This is a genomic window from Natronolimnobius baerhuensis (assembly GCF_002177135.1).
Classification (GTDB): Archaea; Halobacteriota; Halobacteria; order Halobacteriales; family Natrialbaceae; genus Natronolimnobius; species Natronolimnobius baerhuensis.
Genome location: NZ_MWPH01000001.1, coordinates 818674 through 834160, shown reverse-complemented (window position 1 = coordinate 834160; position 15487 = coordinate 818674). Strand labels below are relative to the sequence as shown.

Genomic DNA, 15487 nt, shown 5'->3' with positions numbered 1-15487 from the left:
GACTGGGAGATCGCACACACCGGCTCATTGCACGACTCCATCAAACTGGGCTCGCATCCGTCCGTGACTGGCAAGCGGTGAGTTCGTTCCTCGAAAAAAGCAGCGGCGTGTCGCTTACTGAAGCGCGGCGACGCCAGCAGCAGGCGTGTCTCCGTCAGCCTCGCCGTCGATTGGCTGTGACGTGTCGGTCTGGTCAGCGTCGTCGCTGTGATCGACATCGTCCGTCTCGTCGGCGTCTGCATCAGCCGTCTCTGTTGTTTCCGTCTCGTCAGCGTGTGTCACCGACTGGACGGAGAGTTCGTCGATGGTAATCGAGAGCGTGAACGCGACAGCGTCAGTCGGAGCGTCCGACTCCGTGTCATCGGCCGCGTACTCATCAGCCGACTCAGTGGCGGTCTCAGCAGCAGGCTGCTCTGTCAGCGGCAGTTCCATCCCGCCAACAAGCGCGACTACCGTCGCCTGTTCGACCGTTACCTCGAGTTCGAGGTCAGACACTGCCGGCTCGCTGTCGGCTGCCTCATCAGCTGATTCGTCGGTCGCGTCCGCGTCAGTCGTCGCTTCGCTGTCAGTCAGTTCCTCGTCGTCAGTAGCGTCGTCATCGGCCACAGCGTCCATCTCGAGGACATCGTGGCCGTCGTGGACGAGGACGATGGTCGCCTGTTCGATAGTGACCTGCAGGTGGTCAGCGTCGGTCTGTGTTTCATCGTCTGCGGCGGCGTTGTCGCCTTCGTCGGCGTCAGCCGCAGTGTCTTCAGCTGCAGCGTCGTCGACAGCACCATCGTCAGCACCGTTTTCGAGGGCAGCATCCTCGAGTGGCGCGTCGATGTCCGTTGCGAGCACGAAGATCGTCGCCTGGCCAACCGTTACTTGTTCATCGTTGTCAACAGCGTCGTCACCCGCTTCAGCAGCATCGTGACCGTCGGCTGCAGCCTCGTCTTCGGTGTGTGGCAGTTCAACATCGTCGACGACGATGAACGCCGTTGCATCGCCGATTGTCACTTCCGCACCGGTCTCATCTACGTCCTCGAGATCATTCTCCTCTTGTTCAGTCTGTGCTGCATCGTCCTCGTGAGCGACTGCGTCGTCATCGGTCGCGTCCTCGCTCGAGTCTGCAGCATCAGCGTCCATCTCCGCAGGCAGGTCCGCTCCCGCATCGATTGTCGTGAGCGTTGCCTGCTCGATTTCGATATCGAGGTGGTGGCTGTGTAGGTCATCCTCGAGTCCGTTCGTGTCGGCATCCTCGAGGTTGGTCGCCTCGTTGTTGTCGGTGTCTGCGTCAGTATTCACTGCCTCGTCTGCGGGGTCTGTGTCGTCAGCAGCGTCGGTTTCGGTGTCGGAGTCAGCCACGTGGTCACCAACAACGACGATGTTCGCCTGCTCGATGAGGACGCTCATCGGAACATCGCGGTCGTCGTCGACCGCCTCAGGCGCGTCGTCAACTGGCTCCTCAATCTCGTCTTCAGTTTCGTCCGTGTCCTCTTCGACTTCTTCCTCAACCTCATCTTCGGTCTCGTTCAAATCTTCTTCAACTGGTTCCTCAACCTCGTCTTCGGTCTCGTTCAGGTCCTCGTCGACTTCCTCTGCAGTCTCATCCTCAGTCTCGTCTAGCTCCTCATCAACCGTATCCTCTGTCTCTTCAGGCTCGTCTGCATCCACATCCAGGTCATCCTCGAGCGTGACGACTGCCTGTTCGGTGACCGGCTCGTCGTTGAACAGGTACGGCGTATCGTCCTCGCCCTCAGTCTCGACGAAGTCGAACTCCTCGTTGTCGTTCGTATCGAGGTGTGCCATCGCGATGAGCGTCTCGTCATCCGCTGGTGGCGTCTCGAGCGGTATTTCGACGTCTTCGTGCGTGCCGGGCTCGAGATATTCGGAGGAACCGATGACGCTCTCGAGGACGTTCCCGACGAGGAGGCTACTATCGTGGATCACCACGAAGCCGCCGTCCTCGAGAGTCACGTCGTCGACAACGACGGTTTCACCGTCGGTCGCTTGCTCCTCGAACGTCACCGAGGCTGGCGGATCCGCGGCGGCGTCATTGTCTTCAGACTCGGGCTCGAGTTCGTCCGAGTCTTCGGCTGGGTCGTCATCGTCCTGTTCCTGTACGGTCGTGAGTGCGTCGGCTGGTGCAGTGTCCTGCTCGTCGGCGGCTGTGCCGGGTGTCGCGCCGGCACCGGCAACCATCGCCCCGCTCGAACAGATCATCAGCAGTGCAACGAACACAGCGAGTACCCGATTGCGTGTTGTCATAGTCTCGTGAAGCATCGTCACCTCGCCGATTCAGGGGTATAAACCGAGCCAACTATTTCACGGGAAACAGGATCCTGCGACCAGATACGGACGATTTGGGGATGTTCGCGACCATCGAAACACGTGATTGTCATTGCTAACCGACTGAAATGGTTACTGAATCATCACAAGCGCTCGAGCGGTTGGTGACTTCCCGCCGGATGGTGACGACGGCTGCAAGAGACAGTGGAGACTACTCTTGTCGGGCCTGTTCGGGTGATTTCGACGCCGTTGGCTCGTGACCCGGGAGACAGACCAGGTTCTCGCGACCGAGTCGAAGCTTCGTAATCTGGCCGTCATCCTCGAGTTCGGCCAACAGGCGACTAACTTTGGCTTTTGACCAGTCGACGGAGTCGACGATCCGTGACTGTTTCATTCGCCCACCGTTGTCCGTGACGAGCTGTTGGACGCGTTCTCGGTCCGTCACGAACTCGTCGCTGTGGTCGTCCTGCTGGGTGGCCAACTGCGTGCGCTCACTCAATCGGTTTCGGACGGCGAGGACGCCGCCAAGCACTGCGAGTGCGACAATGCCGAACATCGCCGCGATGTGTGGACTCCCCGCAATCAGCACCGGAACGTCGGTTGCGACTGAATTAGTGCTCGTCATAGTGTGACTGTGGCGTGGGTCGGTTACTCGAGTCGATACGGTCACAGTCGGGCAGCAGTGTATGTATCATGGTCTGTGAGAGGGTGTGGTCTGTGTGACACTGGAATCGCTGTCTCAGTGGGTTCCCGAACGACCGAGGGACCGGTCAGTTCGTGCTGTCGCCGCCAATGACCGCGTGCTCGAGGCACTGCGCTCGACTGTCGGCGGACGGATCGAGCGGACTCGCCTGCAGTGCCGGATGTTCCCCATCGTGGATCGAGCGATCTCGACCTCATCCGGCGTCCTGACAGTTGTGGCGTGGCAGTGACGACACACGGGAGTCAGACGAGTCGGTGTAGGTCGGTATCGGTGAGTCGCAGACGAATCACGAGTACCGATACGACGCTCCAACAACCCGCCCAGACGACTGTCATCGCGGTGTATACCGAGGACCGGAATAAACTCGGTCGGACGTTCGGTACGATTTGCCCGGATTCAGTGTGACTTCAGCGAGTAATCCTCAAATTCATTGATGAGACGCCATCTCAGCGCTGTTTGGGCTTTCATTTGCAAGCACCCGAAACTGTTGAGTGTGAACGGACGACAAAACACCGTGCCTGAGACCGGCTCCCAGCCGAGCTATCCGCATGGCGGAAAACGCACACTCGAGGGCGGGGACAGGAGACGCCCCGCTGTGCTCAGCCCACACGGACCGACATTGCGTTTGCCGGTGATCGTTGCCCCGTCGGAGCGATCACCGGGAGTGAACGACAACGCCCCGTCTCAGACGCCTGGGACGCCGACGGCATCGAAGCCGGTGACACCGACGAGTGCAAGCACGTACAGGACGATTAGCACCGAGACCCAGGCGACAATCGTGATTGCTGCTGCATCGACCCAGCCGCCCGGGTAGCGTGCGTTGACCACCGCGAGGTACGCCACGAGGACAAGTGCCGGTCCAAGCAATGGGATCCAGCCGAAGAAGAACCCGACGAGGGCCCAGACGACTGCCCCGATCAGCGCGGTGATAATTGCGTACGTGTAATCATCTGCATCGACAATCACTTTCGCTCCGGCGTAGATGCCTACGGCACCGATGAGCAGGCTTACACCGAAGACGATGAGGCTATCAATCATGCACCAGATACCCAGCAGCGAGCCCGATAGTTATCACTCACCTACACGAACCTGATTGGTTACCTGACATTTTGGCACTTGAACTGCCTTGTGGGCAATATCGGGCTACCAGCCGCCTCGCCCAAAGCATTTATTGGGCGTCAACAGCCCGCTCGGCAGCCTGATCCGACCTCGCCAGCGACTCAGCCGACACCAGTGAGCGAATCCCCGACTCGAGGCTAATACGAGCCTCGAACCCAAGCCCAGAGGCTGCCTTCGAGACGTCCGCACCGCTGTGGCGGATGTCACCGGGCCGGGGATCTTTGTGAACAATCGGCGACTGGGACTCTGTGGCATCGCGAATCGTCTCCGCAAGGTCGCGAATCGAAATCCGCTCACCCGTGCCGACGTTGTACGCCTCGCCCACGTTGTCAGTCGTCGCCGCGCACAGATTCGCACGGACGACGTCGTCGACGTGAACGAAATCACGTGTCTGCTCGCCGTCGCCTTCAACGGTGATCGGTTCGCCAGCTCGAGCCTGCTCGAGGAACGTCGAGATGACGCCGCTGTATGGCCCTTGTTGGCGCGGGCCGTAGGCGTTGAAGTATCGCAGTGCGACCGTCTCGAGGTCGTACAGCTCTTCGTAGCGTCGGACGTACTGATCGAGTGCGAGTTTCTGAATGCCGTACGGTGACGTGGGGTCCGTCGAGGCAGTTTCGGGTACCGGGAGTTCGTCCGGATGACCGTAAATCGCCGCACTCGAGGCGACGACGACGCGGGCGTCTTCCTGTCGGGCCTGCTCTAACACGAGGAGGCTGGCCTCGAGATTCGTCTCGTTGCTGGCTCGCGGTGCGGAGACGCTCTGGGCGACGCTGACCATCGCAGCCTGGTGGAAGATGATGTCGACACCGCGTGCGGCTTGTTGGAGCGCTATCGGATCGGTGATGTCGCCGTCAATGACCGTCACATCTTCAGGAAGGAACGACCGGTCGCCCGTCGAGAAGTTATCCAGAACTCGAACCTCATTGTTCGGGACCAGTGCCTCGACGAGGTGGCTTCCGATGAAACCGGCACCGCCAGTGACGAGAATCGTCTGGTCGCGAATCGGTGGCGAACGCATTGGAGAGTGGACAGTTTCCGGGCGGTTTAGTATACCATCCATACCGGACAGTATTCAGTGCTTATACGCCCGAAGACGGTGATTTGACCGCCGATCACGATCTGTGTGCGGCCAACAGAAGCTATTATGCACCCGCCTCGGCAAGCGCATGCCAATGACTGTCGATCTCGTCATCCGCAACTGTACCGTCGTGACGCCCGCCGGTCGCGAATCCGAGACGGGCGTCGCCGTCGAGGATGGAACTATCGTCGCCCGCGGCCGCGACGACCAACTTCCCGACGCCGAGCGCGTCTACGATGCCGAGGGCGCACTCCTGGTCCCCGGCATCATCGACGGCCACATTCACAACCGCGAACCTGGCCTCGAGTACAAAGAAGACTGGGAATCCGCCACTCGAGCGGCCGCTGCAGGCGGCGTGACGACCGTCGTCGGCATGCCAAACACCGACCCCGTGATCGACCGCCCCGAACACCTCGAGCTCAAGTTCGACCGCGGTGAAGCGTTCGCACACGTCGATTTCCAGAGCTACGCGGTCGTCACGAGCGAAAATCTCGATCTGATTCCCGACATCGACGAGGCCGGCGCGCTGGGATTCAAAATCTTCCTTGGTTCAACAGTGGGCGACGTGCCGCCGCCGAACGACGGCGAGATTCTCGAGGCAATGGAGCGAATTGCAGAGACAGGCAAGCGACTCGGCTTCCACGAGGAAAACGGCGAGATCATCGACCACTACACCGAGAAATTCAAAGCCGAGGGCCGAAACGAACCCATCGATCACTCCCATTCTCGACCGGTGATCGCCGAACAGGAAGCCGTCGAGCGGATGATCACCTTCGCCGAACAGACAGGGACGAAGGTACACATGTTCCACGTGTCGTCCGGTTCAGCCGCCGAGGCCGTTGCCCGCGGCAAAGACCGCGGCGTCGACGTGACTGCTGAAACCTGCCCCCACTACCTCTGGTTCACCGAGGAGGTCATGCGCGAGAAAGGCAACCCAGCCAGAATCCAACCGCCGATTCGCGACGCCGACGAGCGCGCGACACTCTGGGATGTCGGCATCGACGACGGCGCAATTGATTGTATCGCGACGGACCACGCCCCACATACCCCCGAGGAGAAGAAAGTCGACGACCCGTTCGGCAACATCTGGGATTCGATCTCGGGCTTCGTCGGCCTCGAGACCGAAGTCCCCGCCCTCCTCACGTTCGTCAACGAGGGACGACTCACGCTCGAGGAGTGGGTGTATCGCCACTCGACCCGTCCTGCACAGGTCTGGGGGATGTACCCGCAGAAAGGGTCGTTGCAGGTCGGCACTGACGCGGACTTCACCATCGTCGATCCGGATCTCGAGTGGACGCTCGAGAGTGCTGACGAACTGCACTCGAAAAACTGCGTCACGCCGTTTATCGGCGAGTCCTTTACGGGCAAAGCCGTCGCAACCGTTGTCCGCGGCGAACTCGTCGCCGAAGACGGCGAGGTCGTCGGCGAGTCCGGGTACGGGACTCGAGTCCGCGTCAACGAGTAACTCTCACGCGAGCGCGCGTAAGAGGCACTAGTCTCTTGCTAGTTGGATATCCCGTCCTAATTTGTATACCGTTGCGATAAGTACCGCGAGCATCGTCCCAGCACCGGCCACCAGCAACACCGCGCCATAGGTGGATATCGTAAGTGCAGGCGGACTCGAGGAGGTCCCCTCACTGAATAGCGAGCCACCAGCCAACCAGACGAGCCACCCGATGATAAGGTATGCAAACAGCGTTCGATACTCGCTGGTGACGTAGCCAAGCGCCTCGCCAGTACTGACCCAGTGTGGCTCGTCATCCGACTCAGTCGGGTCGTCGGATGCGGAGGGTGTAGACATACAACACTCACTCGAGGTGACAGTAAATAGTGTTCCGGTCAGCCGTTTGTCACTCGAGGTCGGCACCCACCGCCTCTTCAATCGAGTTAAAACCGTCTCGCTTGAGGAGCGCGACCAGTCCGCGATTGATCCGTTTCGCCGTCGACGGCCCCTGATAGACGAAGCCGGTGTACAGTTGCACGAGCGACGCGCCCGCGCGAATCTTTTCATACGCGCTGACCGGCGAGTCGACGCCACCGACGCCGATGATTGGCAGGTCGCCATCGGTATGCTCGGCGATGGAGCGAATCACGTCAGTCGAACGGTCTTCGACCGGCTTGCCGCTCAAACCGCCCCACTCCTCACGTTTGGGCGACTCGAGGCCGTCGCGAGTGGTCGAGGTGTTCGTCGCGACGATGCCGTCGAGTCCGAGTTCCTGTACGATGTCGACGAGTTCGAGCACTGCCTCCTCGGGTTCGTCGGGGCCGATCTTGACGAGCATCGGCACGTCTGTGTGGGTTTCAGCCTCGAGCGTCTCGAAAATCGTGTGGAGGTGTTCGGGAGAAGTTTCGTCAAACTCGTCGGGCGTGTTTGGACAGGAGACGTTGACGACGACGTAGTCCGCAAACGGCGAGAGCCGCTCGAACACCCGTCGATAGTCCTCGATAGCTTCGCGCTCCGTCGAGACGTTCATCTTCCCGATGTTGACGCCGAGCGGGAAGCTAGGCGTGCCATCGGCTTCGAGTCGATCTCGGACCTGCGTCATCCCCTGTCCGTTGAAGCCCATCCGGTTGATCATTCCCTCGTCCCTGCGGAGGCGAAACAGCCGCGGACGGTCGTTGCCCGTCTGTGGGTGGGGCGTCACGGTGCCGATTTCGACGAAACCGAAGCCGAGTGCACGGAGTGCGTGGGTGACTTCGGCGTTCTTATCGAAGCCGGCGGCGACCCCGACGGGGTTCGGGAAAGTGGTGTCGAACAGGTCGACCTCGAGAGCTGGATGGTCGTACTGGTACGCAGCCGACAGTGCCGCTCGAGTCGGCCACGTCGATTGGGCTACCCGGAGCGTTTGCTTGCCGAGATCGTGGGCCGTCTCGGCAGGAAGTTGAAACGCGAGGGGGCGCACCCGCGAATACAGCGTCATATGTCGTCTTGTGGCCGGCCGGTACGTAAACGACTCGGAGCGGATCTCGACCGGCTGTGTCGTCACTCTTGGTAGCAATCAAACAATTCGTCCGATTCTGTCTGTCTCGGCTGCTCATTTCGGGGAATCGTAAGCGCGAATAAGGAGGTTCTCCTGATTGAAAGCCTCGAGACAGCACGGGAGCCTGGGCGGAATCGGATACTCGTCAATTGTTTCGGCGAATAAATCCGAGCTTGTCCGGATAAATAAATTATTATAAAATATCTATTCGTGGTCTGGAACATCTATCGAATAGCGAAATAGTTTTCCTACGGCTACCGCTTGAGTCGACTAACAACGCGAGTCATGAGTATCCAACGACGGTCACCAGGAGGGATGTACCGTGGCGGCTAATCGAGTGCGTACACCGCTGTCTGGCCGGGTGACCGTCCGGCAGTCGTGTGGCGCTGGCGTGCGGACGAGCACCGCGCCGGCTGACAGCGACCGCGGAGGTGGTCGATGTGACTGGGACTAACGGCCTCCTCGTGCCAATCGCACCATCTGCGACGCTCGAGGAGACCGTCTCCCACGCAGTCAGCGTCGCAACCGACGGTGAGAAACCAGTTCCAGTCCACCTCGTCACAACAGTCTCTGGCCATCACGTCGAGGATGATCTGGATCGCTACGAGGACGTTCTCGAGCGCGCTGAACGGCGTGCTCGCGAGGCTGGCCCCGATTCGCTCACCGTGGACACAGCATTGCTCGGCGCGGACCGGTACGTCGCCGGTCCGACGGACCACATCGAGTTGTTCGTCGAGTACGCGGCCGACCACGGCCTCGAGCGTGTCATCCTCGATCCGAACTACGCCATCGACGCAACATCGCCGACACTGCAGTCGGTCGAATCGACACTTGCACGGACGCCACTCGAGTGCGAGCGTGCACCAGTATCTGCGTCGGGCTGGCAGCCGACCAGCGGCGAACTCGTTCGTGCTGGTGTTATTGGCGTTGTCGCGTTCGGCTTCTACATTGCACTTGGCGGTCCAACGTACACGTTCGCGCTCGGGTCAGGCGTCGTCGCCGCGGCAATCGCCGCGCTGTTGCTTCGAAACGCTGCCTTCGAGACGACGCCGAAACCGCTCTCGTCGCTCCAGACTGTGGGTCGCGGTCTGATCTTCGTGCCATACCTGCTGTGGGAGATTACCAAGGCGAACGTGCTGTTCGCATACGTCGTCTTACACCCCTCGTTGCCAATCGACCCCGGACTCGACCGGATCGATGCCGCTGTCAGCGATGGGATCTCCGTGACCACGTTCGCAAACAGCATCACGCTCACACCGGGAACGCTCACAGTCGATGCGGAGGGCCACCACCTGCTCGTCCACTCGCTTACCCCCGGCGCTCGAGACGACGTTGTCGACGGCGTCCACGAGCGCGCCGTTCGCTACCTCTTCTACGGCCGTGAGGGACTCGAACTCCCCGGTCCCGGCGAACGGAACGATGACGAGCCACTGCTCGGCCCGGCAGCCGACGCCGACCGCGCTCGAGCGCGCACCGATGGAGGTGACCGCGATGACTGAGTTTCTCAACACCGTCTTACTGGGCGCGGCGGCGCTCGTCGTTGTCCTCGCGCTAATCGTCCTCTATCGCGTCTTTGCCGGGCCGACGACCCACGACCGGGTTGTCGCGATCAACGTGATCGGAACGAGCATCGTGATCGTGCTGGCGTTGATCTCGGCGGGACTGGACCGACCCGAGTACCTCGATATCGCGATTGTCTACGCGCTGTTGAACTTCGTGTTGAGCCTCGTCGTCGGTCGCTTTACCTACCAAAGCGGTGAGGTGGACTGGCGATGACACTGCTTACTGCCCTCATTATCCTGTGTGCTGCAATCGGCGTCTTCTTCACGTTCGTCGCCGCCGTCGGCATGATCCGGCTGCCAGACGTCTACACGCGATCACACGCAGCGACGAAAGCCGACACACTCGGTGCCGGTTTCTCGATTCTTGCCGTTGCGCTCTACTTCGGTACGGCTGGCGAAGTCCTGCGAGCGCTGTTGCTGATCGTGTTCATCTACTACACGAACCCGACTGCAGCTCACGCGATTACCCGTGCCGCCTACAGTCAGGGAATCGAGGTCTGGACGGCTGACGACACCACGGAGGACTCACAATGATCTGGCTCGAGCTTGGACTGATCGCGTTCGTCGTTCTCGCCGCACTGTACGTCGCGTTCGCACGCGATGTTGTCGGGACAATCGTCATGTTCGCGGGCCTGACACTCGCGATTGCAGTGATCTGGGTCCTGCTGGCCGCTCCCGACGTTGCGCTGATCGAAGCAGCTGTCGGCGCCGGGGTCACCTCGGTCCTGTTCCTGATCGCGCTGAAGAAGACGACCGGAATTTCGGCCTCCGATGACGATGCTGAGACCGGTTCGGCCGCGGAGACGGACACTCCGACGACGGATGGCGGCGAGGTCGTCGCCGATGCTGAAGCAGGCCAAAGCAGTGATGATTCGAGCGGGTTCCACCCGCTCAACCTCCCCGCTGCCCTACTCATCGCGGCACTCGCCATCCCACTCGGCTATACGTTCCTCTCGCTGGATCCAATCGGTGAAACCGCTGCTGTCGCCACAGAGTACGCGACTGGCGACGCAACGCCTCACACCTATTACCTCGAGAACACGCTCGGAGATACCGGCTTCCCCAACGCTGTCGTCGCCGTCCTGGTCGTCTACCGTGGCCTCGACACACTGGGTGAACTCATCGTCGCGTTCGCAGCGGCTGTGAGCATTCTGATCGTCTTGCAACGGGAGGATATCCTATGACTGGGCCTGACGAGACGGACGACGGCCCATCCGAACCCGTCGAATCCGATGGCGGCCAGGACGCAGACGATGAGCCGTTCGCCGACGCCTCGAGCGGTGACGAAGAGATCCACGGCTATCCCTCGGACGCACCCGACGAAGCCGAGCAGCCGGACTCGAGTGCACAGGATACAGCTCAGGATGCGACGGTCAAGCCGGATCTCGAGGAGATAGCTGATGAGCCACCGACGGTCGTCACGCAGAGTCCGGTTGTCAAGACGGCCGCGCGGATGTTGACGCCGTTCGTCGTCGTTTTCGGTGTCTATCTGACGCTCTTCGGGACCAGTCTTCCCGGCGGCGCGTTCCAGGGAGGGGTTGTCATGGCCTCTGCAATCGTGTTGATTGCACTCTCGTTCGGGTTCGAGCCAACGCGGCAGTGGCTCGACGCGCGAGCGCTTGCCGGGTTGTTTGTCCTCGGGACCGCGCTGTTCGGCGGGATTGCCTTCAGTGGCATCATCGTCGGTGACGCGATGCTCGACCTCGAGGGGTACCCCCTCTCAGTCGAGGATATGGTCAAATTGGTCGAAGTTGCAATCGCTGCGCTCGTCAGCGGTGTGATCATCGGTGCAGTCATCTGGCTCGCATCCGGTGTCGGTGACGAGTCTGATGGAGGTGAGTCGCTATGATCGAACAGATTGATGCCTATCACTACTACTTCACGTCGTTCGCGTTGTTCCTGATTGGGGTGTACATGATGATCGACAGTCGGAACCTGATCAAGAAAGTAATCGGGCTCAACTTCGCCCAGATCGCCGTCTATCTGATGCTCGTGACGATTGGCTACGTCGACGGCGCGACGCCGCCGATCATCGGCTTCGAGGAACCCCACTCGAACCCGCTGACGCACGTCCTCGTGCTGACGGCGATTGTCGTCGGGGTTGCACTGACTGCACTCGCCCTCGCACTCGTTATCCGGCTCCACTCGGAGTTTGGGACGGTCGACACCCGCGAAATCGAGGCGATGATCGCAGCCGACGAAGTCGACGATGACAGCACCGGAGGTGGCAGCGATGATTGAGCCGACGATCCTCGCGACTGCGGAGACGACCGACTCGCTCCGCCCGGTTGCAGTGTTGCTCATCCCGCTGCTCGCTGTCGGTCTGATCTTCCTCTCGAAGAATCGGCCGAACCTCCGCGAAGCGTGGTCGCTGCTCGCCGGACTGGCGATGTTCGGGATCGTCCTCAGTATGGCTCCGGACGTGCTCAACGGGCAGGTCCACGAGGCTCACCTCGGCACGTTCGTCGAGGGTATTGAATTGACCTTCCGCGCAGACCGTCTTGGAATGCTCTTCGCGCTGGTCTCGAGCGGACTGTACGTCCTCACGGCGGTCTACAGCATTGGCTACATGCGTGGCCATCACGAGCCGTTCCAAACCCGATTCTTCGCGATGTTGTGTCTGAGCGTCGGCGCAGCGCTCGGGATCGCCTTCGCGGCGAACATCTTCGTCCTGCTGGTGTTCTACGAGGTCCTAACGCTTGCGACGTACCCGCTTGTCGCTCACGACGAGTCGAAAGAAGCCCGCACGTCGGGCTATAAGTACCTCGCGTACGCGCTCACGGGCGGGCTCGCCGTTTTCGGCGGAATGATTGCGGTGTTCTGGCTCACGGGCAGCATCACGTTCACCCGCGGCGGCATCGAGGGCATCGGCGACGTTGCAGCCTCCGACCCGTGGGCTGCACGCGCCGCCTTTGCCTTGCTCGCCGGCGGGTTCGCGGTGAAAGCCGGCGTCATGCCCGTTCACGCCTGGCTACCAAGCGCGATGGTCGCGCCAACGCCCGTCTCGGGACTGCTTCACGCAGTCGCGGTCGTCAAAGCCGGTGCGTTCGGTATCGCTCGAACCGTCATCGACGTCTTCGGACCGGGGACGGTCGCCGATCTCGGGATCGCCATCCCGCTGACGATTCTGGCTGCGGCGACGATCATCATCTCGAGTCTGTTCGCGTTGCGCCAGGACAACCTCAAGGCGCGGTTGGCATACTCGACGATTGCCCAACTGTCGTATATCGTGCTGGGGCTGTCGCTGGTGAACTACCTCGGGCTGATGGGTGGATTGCTCCATATTCCGGCCCACGCCTTTGCGAAGCTCACACTGTTCCTCTGTGCTGGTGCGCTGTACGTCGAACTCGACGTGAAGTACATCAGCGAAATGGCGGGCATCGGGAAACGGATGCCGATTACGATGAGTGCGTTCACCGTGGCCAGTTTCAGTATGGCCGGCATTCCGCTGATGGCCGGCTTCATCAGCAAGTGGAACATCATGGGCGGCGGCGTCGAGGCCGGCGGTGCGTACCTGCTCGTCGTCCCCGTGCTTGTCCTCTCGGGTGCGCTCAACGTCGCGTACTTCTGGCCGATCATCTACACGGCCTTCTTCGAATCCGAAGAGCAGGCCGACGAGAAGCCAGTGCTCGACAATCCCTTCGGCGGCGCGCCGGGCGAGCGAGCGTACCGTCCCGATGGCGGCACGCGCGATGACGGCCACGACGACGCACACGAAGACCACGATGAACACGACGACCACGGCCACCACGGCCACGACCAACTCCCGCCAGCCGACGGCTGGCGACGCGCCAATTTGCGCGGTAGCGAAACGACGCTCCTCATGCTCGTTCCACTGATGACGACGGCAACGCTGATGCTTATCTTCGGTATCGCCCCCGACTACATGGGCTTTTTCGAGCTCATTGAGGGAATCGTCGCAGGCACGGAGGTGGCCGAGTAATGAACGAACTGCTCTCGATTCCACCGTCGCTGTTCGTCGTCGTTGCAGCCCTGCTCGTGCCACTCGTCTCCCGACGACTTGCCCACGCGGTCGCGACGCTGTCGCTCGTCGCCGTTGTCGCCTGGGCGCTGCTCGTCCCCGAGGGAACCGGCCCGACGTACCTGTTCATGGGCCTCGAGATCATCACGGTCCAAGTCGATACGTTCACGCGCCTGATGGCGATTATCTTCGGCGCGTTCGGGGCCTCCGCAGTCGCGTTCGCGTACTTCGCTGACACCGGGCGACGTCACCTGCTGTGGGGGCTTGCCTACGTGATCGCGTCCATCTGGACCGTCACCGTCGGTGACTGGCTCGGCCTGATCATCGGCTGGGAGATCATGGCCATCGCCAGTACGATCTTCGTCTGGCTCTCCGGCGGCACCGCCGTGCGAGCGGGCTATCGCTACGCGCTCGCACACGGTATCGGTGGCAGCCTCCTGCTGGGCGGGATCGTCCTCTATCTCGTCTCGACTGGCCTCGAGCCGACCGCGTTGCATTTCGACGGCACGGGGATCAGCGGAATACCGATCACGGTTGCCGGCACGACGGTCTCGCTGGCTGCGGTGCTGGCCGGTCTCGGGATTGGCGTCAACACGGCCGTAATCGGGCTTCACGCCTGGCTGCCGGACACGTATCCCAAACCGCACGTTGCGACATCGGTGTTCCTCGCGTGTTACACCACGAAGTCGGCGGTTTATGCGGCCTACCGCGCATTCCCCGAAGGGAACGCGATTCTCGCGTTCGTCGGCGCTGCGATGGCGATCTACGGCGCGAGCTTCGCGCTGGCTCAGAAGGACATGCGCCGCCTGCTGTCGTATCACATTCAGTCACAGGTCGGCATCATGCTCGCCGGGATTGGCGTCGGCTCGGCGCTCGGGATTGCCGGTGCGTTCGCCCACCTGTTCAACCACATCCTCTACAAGGGGCTGTTGTTCATGGCCGCCGGCATCCTGATCCTCCAGCTCAAAGAGGAGAAACTCGACAAGTTCGGCGCTATCGGCACCTCCGCGCCGATTGCACTCGTCGTCTTCCTCGTCGGGGCCATGTCAATTAGTGGCGTTCCCGGCTTCAACGGCTTCATCAGCAAAGGGATGGTGATGGACGCCGCGGACTACGACTTCGCATCGGATGTCGTCCTCGCCGGCTTCTCGTTCGACATCCTGTTCTGGATGATCGTCCTCGGCAGCATGGGGACGTTCGCGTCGTTCATCAAGTTCGGCTACTACGCCTTCCTGCAGGGCGACCCAATTGAGATGCCCGACGCGAACCGTGGCCACGCGATTGTCGCCGGCTCGGTCGCTGCCGCGTGTATCTTCTTCGGCATCTACTACCAGGCACTGGTCGCGTACCTGCCGATGGCCGGTGAACTCGAGCTTGATCCCTACTCGTTCAGCCACCTGCTGAAAGCCGGCTATCTCGCCGGTGGTGGTATCCTGATCTTCGTCCTCGGTAAACCGATCATCAGCCGGCTTCACGGCGGCTTCGACGTTGATCAGATCTACGATCCGGTGACGTTCTACGGGGTCCGGTCACTTTCGGGCGGCCTCGGTTCGATCTACAACGGCGTCAATACCCTCGTCGTCACCACGGGCTGGCGGCTGGTTCGATCCTCACACGACCCAAGTGCGTCGATCCGGAGCGTGCTGCCCGAACGCTGGCACGACCGATACGACCAGCGATTGCAGCAGACACCCGGGAAAACCGGCGGCAAGCTCGGTATCGGCTGGACGATCTACGTCGCCGCCGGCGTGCTCACGCTCGTACTCACGCTTGCACTCTTTGTTAACTGAC

16 protein-coding genes are annotated in these 15487 nt (G+C 61.2%); 10 read left to right on the top strand and 6 right to left on the bottom strand.

Annotation, left to right across the window (positions count from 1 at the left end):
* Positions 1–114: 114 nt before the first annotated feature.
* A complete protein-coding gene (locus tag B2G88_RS03995) occupies positions 115–2250 on the bottom strand; it encodes a DUF7282 domain-containing protein (protein ID WP_140408817.1) in 2136 nt (711 codons plus the stop codon).
* A 232-nt stretch (positions 2251–2482) separates the two neighbouring features.
* On the bottom strand, positions 2483–2896 hold the full coding sequence (locus B2G88_RS03990) for a helix-turn-helix transcriptional regulator (RefSeq protein ID WP_245835291.1): 414 nt from the start codon (positions 2894–2896) through the stop codon (positions 2483–2485).
* Positions 2897–2990: 94 nt separating this feature from the next.
* On the opposite strand from B2G88_RS03990, the gene B2G88_RS19015 reads away from it, so the two are divergent.
* Complete coding sequence (locus B2G88_RS19015; RefSeq protein WP_140408816.1) at positions 2991–3203, top strand: hypothetical protein; 213 nt, start codon at positions 2991–2993, stop codon at positions 3201–3203.
* A gap of 455 nt (positions 3204–3658) precedes the next feature.
* On the opposite strand, the gene B2G88_RS03985 is transcribed toward B2G88_RS19015, so the two are convergent.
* The gene (locus B2G88_RS03985) at positions 3659–4012 is read right to left on the bottom strand and encodes a hypothetical protein (RefSeq protein ID WP_087714026.1); all 354 of its coding nucleotides are present in this window, start codon (positions 4010–4012) and stop codon (positions 3659–3661) included.
* Positions 4013–4142: 130 nt separating this feature from the next.
* Positions 4143–5111 (bottom strand): NAD-dependent epimerase/dehydratase family protein, encoded by a 969-nt coding sequence (locus tag B2G88_RS03980; protein ID WP_054862053.1) that lies wholly within the window; start codon positions 5109–5111, stop codon positions 4143–4145.
* Positions 5112–5265: 154 nt separating this feature from the next.
* Between B2G88_RS03980 and allB the strand changes: the two genes are divergently transcribed.
* A complete protein-coding gene (gene allB, locus B2G88_RS03975) occupies positions 5266–6636 on the top strand; it encodes an allantoinase AllB (RefSeq protein ID WP_087714025.1) in 1371 nt (456 codons plus the stop codon).
* Between the two features lie 27 nt (positions 6637–6663).
* Here allB and B2G88_RS03970 read toward each other — a convergent pair whose 3' ends face one another.
* The gene (locus B2G88_RS03970; protein WP_087714024.1) at positions 6664–6972 is read right to left on the bottom strand and encodes a hypothetical protein; all 309 of its coding nucleotides are present in this window, start codon (positions 6970–6972) and stop codon (positions 6664–6666) included.
* 49 nt (positions 6973–7021) lie between these two features.
* The gene (locus B2G88_RS03965; protein WP_054862086.1) at positions 7022–8092 is read right to left on the bottom strand and encodes a quinone-dependent dihydroorotate dehydrogenase; all 1071 of its coding nucleotides are present in this window, start codon (positions 8090–8092) and stop codon (positions 7022–7024) included.
* 500 nt (positions 8093–8592) lie between these two features.
* On the opposite strand from B2G88_RS03965, the gene B2G88_RS03960 reads away from it, so the two are divergent.
* From B2G88_RS03960 to B2G88_RS03925, 8 genes are read left to right on the top strand one after another with little or no spacing between them, the layout of a single operon-like run.
* Positions 8593–9651, top strand: coding sequence for a monovalent cation/H+ antiporter subunit E (locus B2G88_RS03960; protein WP_087714295.1), 1059 nt, complete (start codon positions 8593–8595; stop codon positions 9649–9651).
* Positions 9644–9928, top strand: coding sequence for a cation:proton antiporter (locus B2G88_RS03955; RefSeq protein ID WP_054862085.1), 285 nt, complete (start codon positions 9644–9646; stop codon positions 9926–9928). Before B2G88_RS03960 ends, B2G88_RS03955 begins: the two co-directional genes overlap by 8 nt.
* Positions 9925–10248, top strand: a complete 324-nt coding sequence (gene mnhG, locus B2G88_RS03950; protein WP_054862052.1) for a monovalent cation/H(+) antiporter subunit G — start codon at positions 9925–9927, stop codon at positions 10246–10248. The genes B2G88_RS03955 and mnhG overlap by 4 nt, the downstream gene beginning before the upstream one ends.
* A complete protein-coding gene (locus B2G88_RS03945) occupies positions 10245–10898 on the top strand; it encodes a DUF4040 domain-containing protein (RefSeq protein WP_087714023.1) in 654 nt (217 codons plus the stop codon). The genes mnhG and B2G88_RS03945 overlap by 4 nt, the downstream gene beginning before the upstream one ends.
* The gene (locus B2G88_RS03940; RefSeq protein ID WP_087714022.1) at positions 10895–11563 is read left to right on the top strand and encodes an MnhB domain-containing protein; all 669 of its coding nucleotides are present in this window, start codon (positions 10895–10897) and stop codon (positions 11561–11563) included. The genes B2G88_RS03945 and B2G88_RS03940 overlap by 4 nt, the downstream gene beginning before the upstream one ends.
* Positions 11560–11955 carry a sodium:proton antiporter gene (locus B2G88_RS03935; RefSeq protein ID WP_054862050.1) on the top strand — a complete coding sequence of 132 codons (396 nt, stop codon included), beginning with the start codon at positions 11560–11562 and terminating at the stop codon, positions 11953–11955. Before B2G88_RS03940 ends, B2G88_RS03935 begins: the two co-directional genes overlap by 4 nt.
* Positions 11948–13657, top strand: coding sequence for a proton-conducting transporter transmembrane domain-containing protein (locus B2G88_RS03930; RefSeq protein ID WP_087714021.1), 1710 nt, complete (start codon positions 11948–11950; stop codon positions 13655–13657). The genes B2G88_RS03935 and B2G88_RS03930 overlap by 8 nt, the downstream gene beginning before the upstream one ends.
* Positions 13657–15486, top strand: a complete 1830-nt coding sequence (locus B2G88_RS03925) for a Na(+)/H(+) antiporter subunit D (protein WP_087714020.1) — start codon at positions 13657–13659, stop codon at positions 15484–15486. Before B2G88_RS03930 ends, B2G88_RS03925 begins: the two co-directional genes overlap by 1 nt.
* Position 15487: the final 1 nt, after the last annotated feature.

Bases quoted from the DNA above. Each gene is read 5' to 3' on its own strand.
- B2G88_RS03995 (WP_140408817.1), bottom strand. From the start codon at position 2,250: ATGACAACACGCAATCGGGTACTCGCTGTGTTCGTTGCACTGCTGATG.
- B2G88_RS03990 (WP_245835291.1), bottom strand. From the start codon at position 2,896: ATGACGAGCACTAATTCAGTCGCAACCGACGTTCCGGTGCTGATTGCG.
- B2G88_RS03985 (WP_087714026.1), bottom strand. From the start codon at position 4,012: ATGATTGATAGCCTCATCGTCTTCGGTGTAAGCCTGCTCATCGGTGCC.
- B2G88_RS03980 (WP_054862053.1), bottom strand. From the start codon at position 5,111: ATGCGTTCGCCACCGATTCGCGACCAGACGATTCTCGTCACTGGCGGT.
- allB (WP_087714025.1), top strand. From the start codon at position 5,266: ATGACTGTCGATCTCGTCATCCGCAACTGTACCGTCGTGACGCCCGCC.
- B2G88_RS03970 (WP_087714024.1), bottom strand. From the start codon at position 6,972: ATGTCTACACCCTCCGCATCCGACGACCCGACTGAGTCGGATGACGAG.
- B2G88_RS03965 (WP_054862086.1), bottom strand. From the start codon at position 8,092: ATGACGCTGTATTCGCGGGTGCGCCCCCTCGCGTTTCAACTTCCTGCC.
- B2G88_RS03955 (WP_054862085.1), top strand. From the start codon at position 9,644: ATGACTGAGTTTCTCAACACCGTCTTACTGGGCGCGGCGGCGCTCGTC.
- mnhG (WP_054862052.1), top strand. From the start codon at position 9,925: ATGACACTGCTTACTGCCCTCATTATCCTGTGTGCTGCAATCGGCGTC.
- B2G88_RS03945 (WP_087714023.1), top strand. From the start codon at position 10,245: ATGATCTGGCTCGAGCTTGGACTGATCGCGTTCGTCGTTCTCGCCGCA.
- B2G88_RS03940 (WP_087714022.1), top strand. From the start codon at position 10,895: ATGACTGGGCCTGACGAGACGGACGACGGCCCATCCGAACCCGTCGAA.
- B2G88_RS03935 (WP_054862050.1), top strand. From the start codon at position 11,560: ATGATCGAACAGATTGATGCCTATCACTACTACTTCACGTCGTTCGCG.
- B2G88_RS03930 (WP_087714021.1), top strand. From the start codon at position 11,948: ATGATTGAGCCGACGATCCTCGCGACTGCGGAGACGACCGACTCGCTC.
- B2G88_RS03925 (WP_087714020.1), top strand. From the start codon at position 13,657: ATGAACGAACTGCTCTCGATTCCACCGTCGCTGTTCGTCGTCGTTGCA.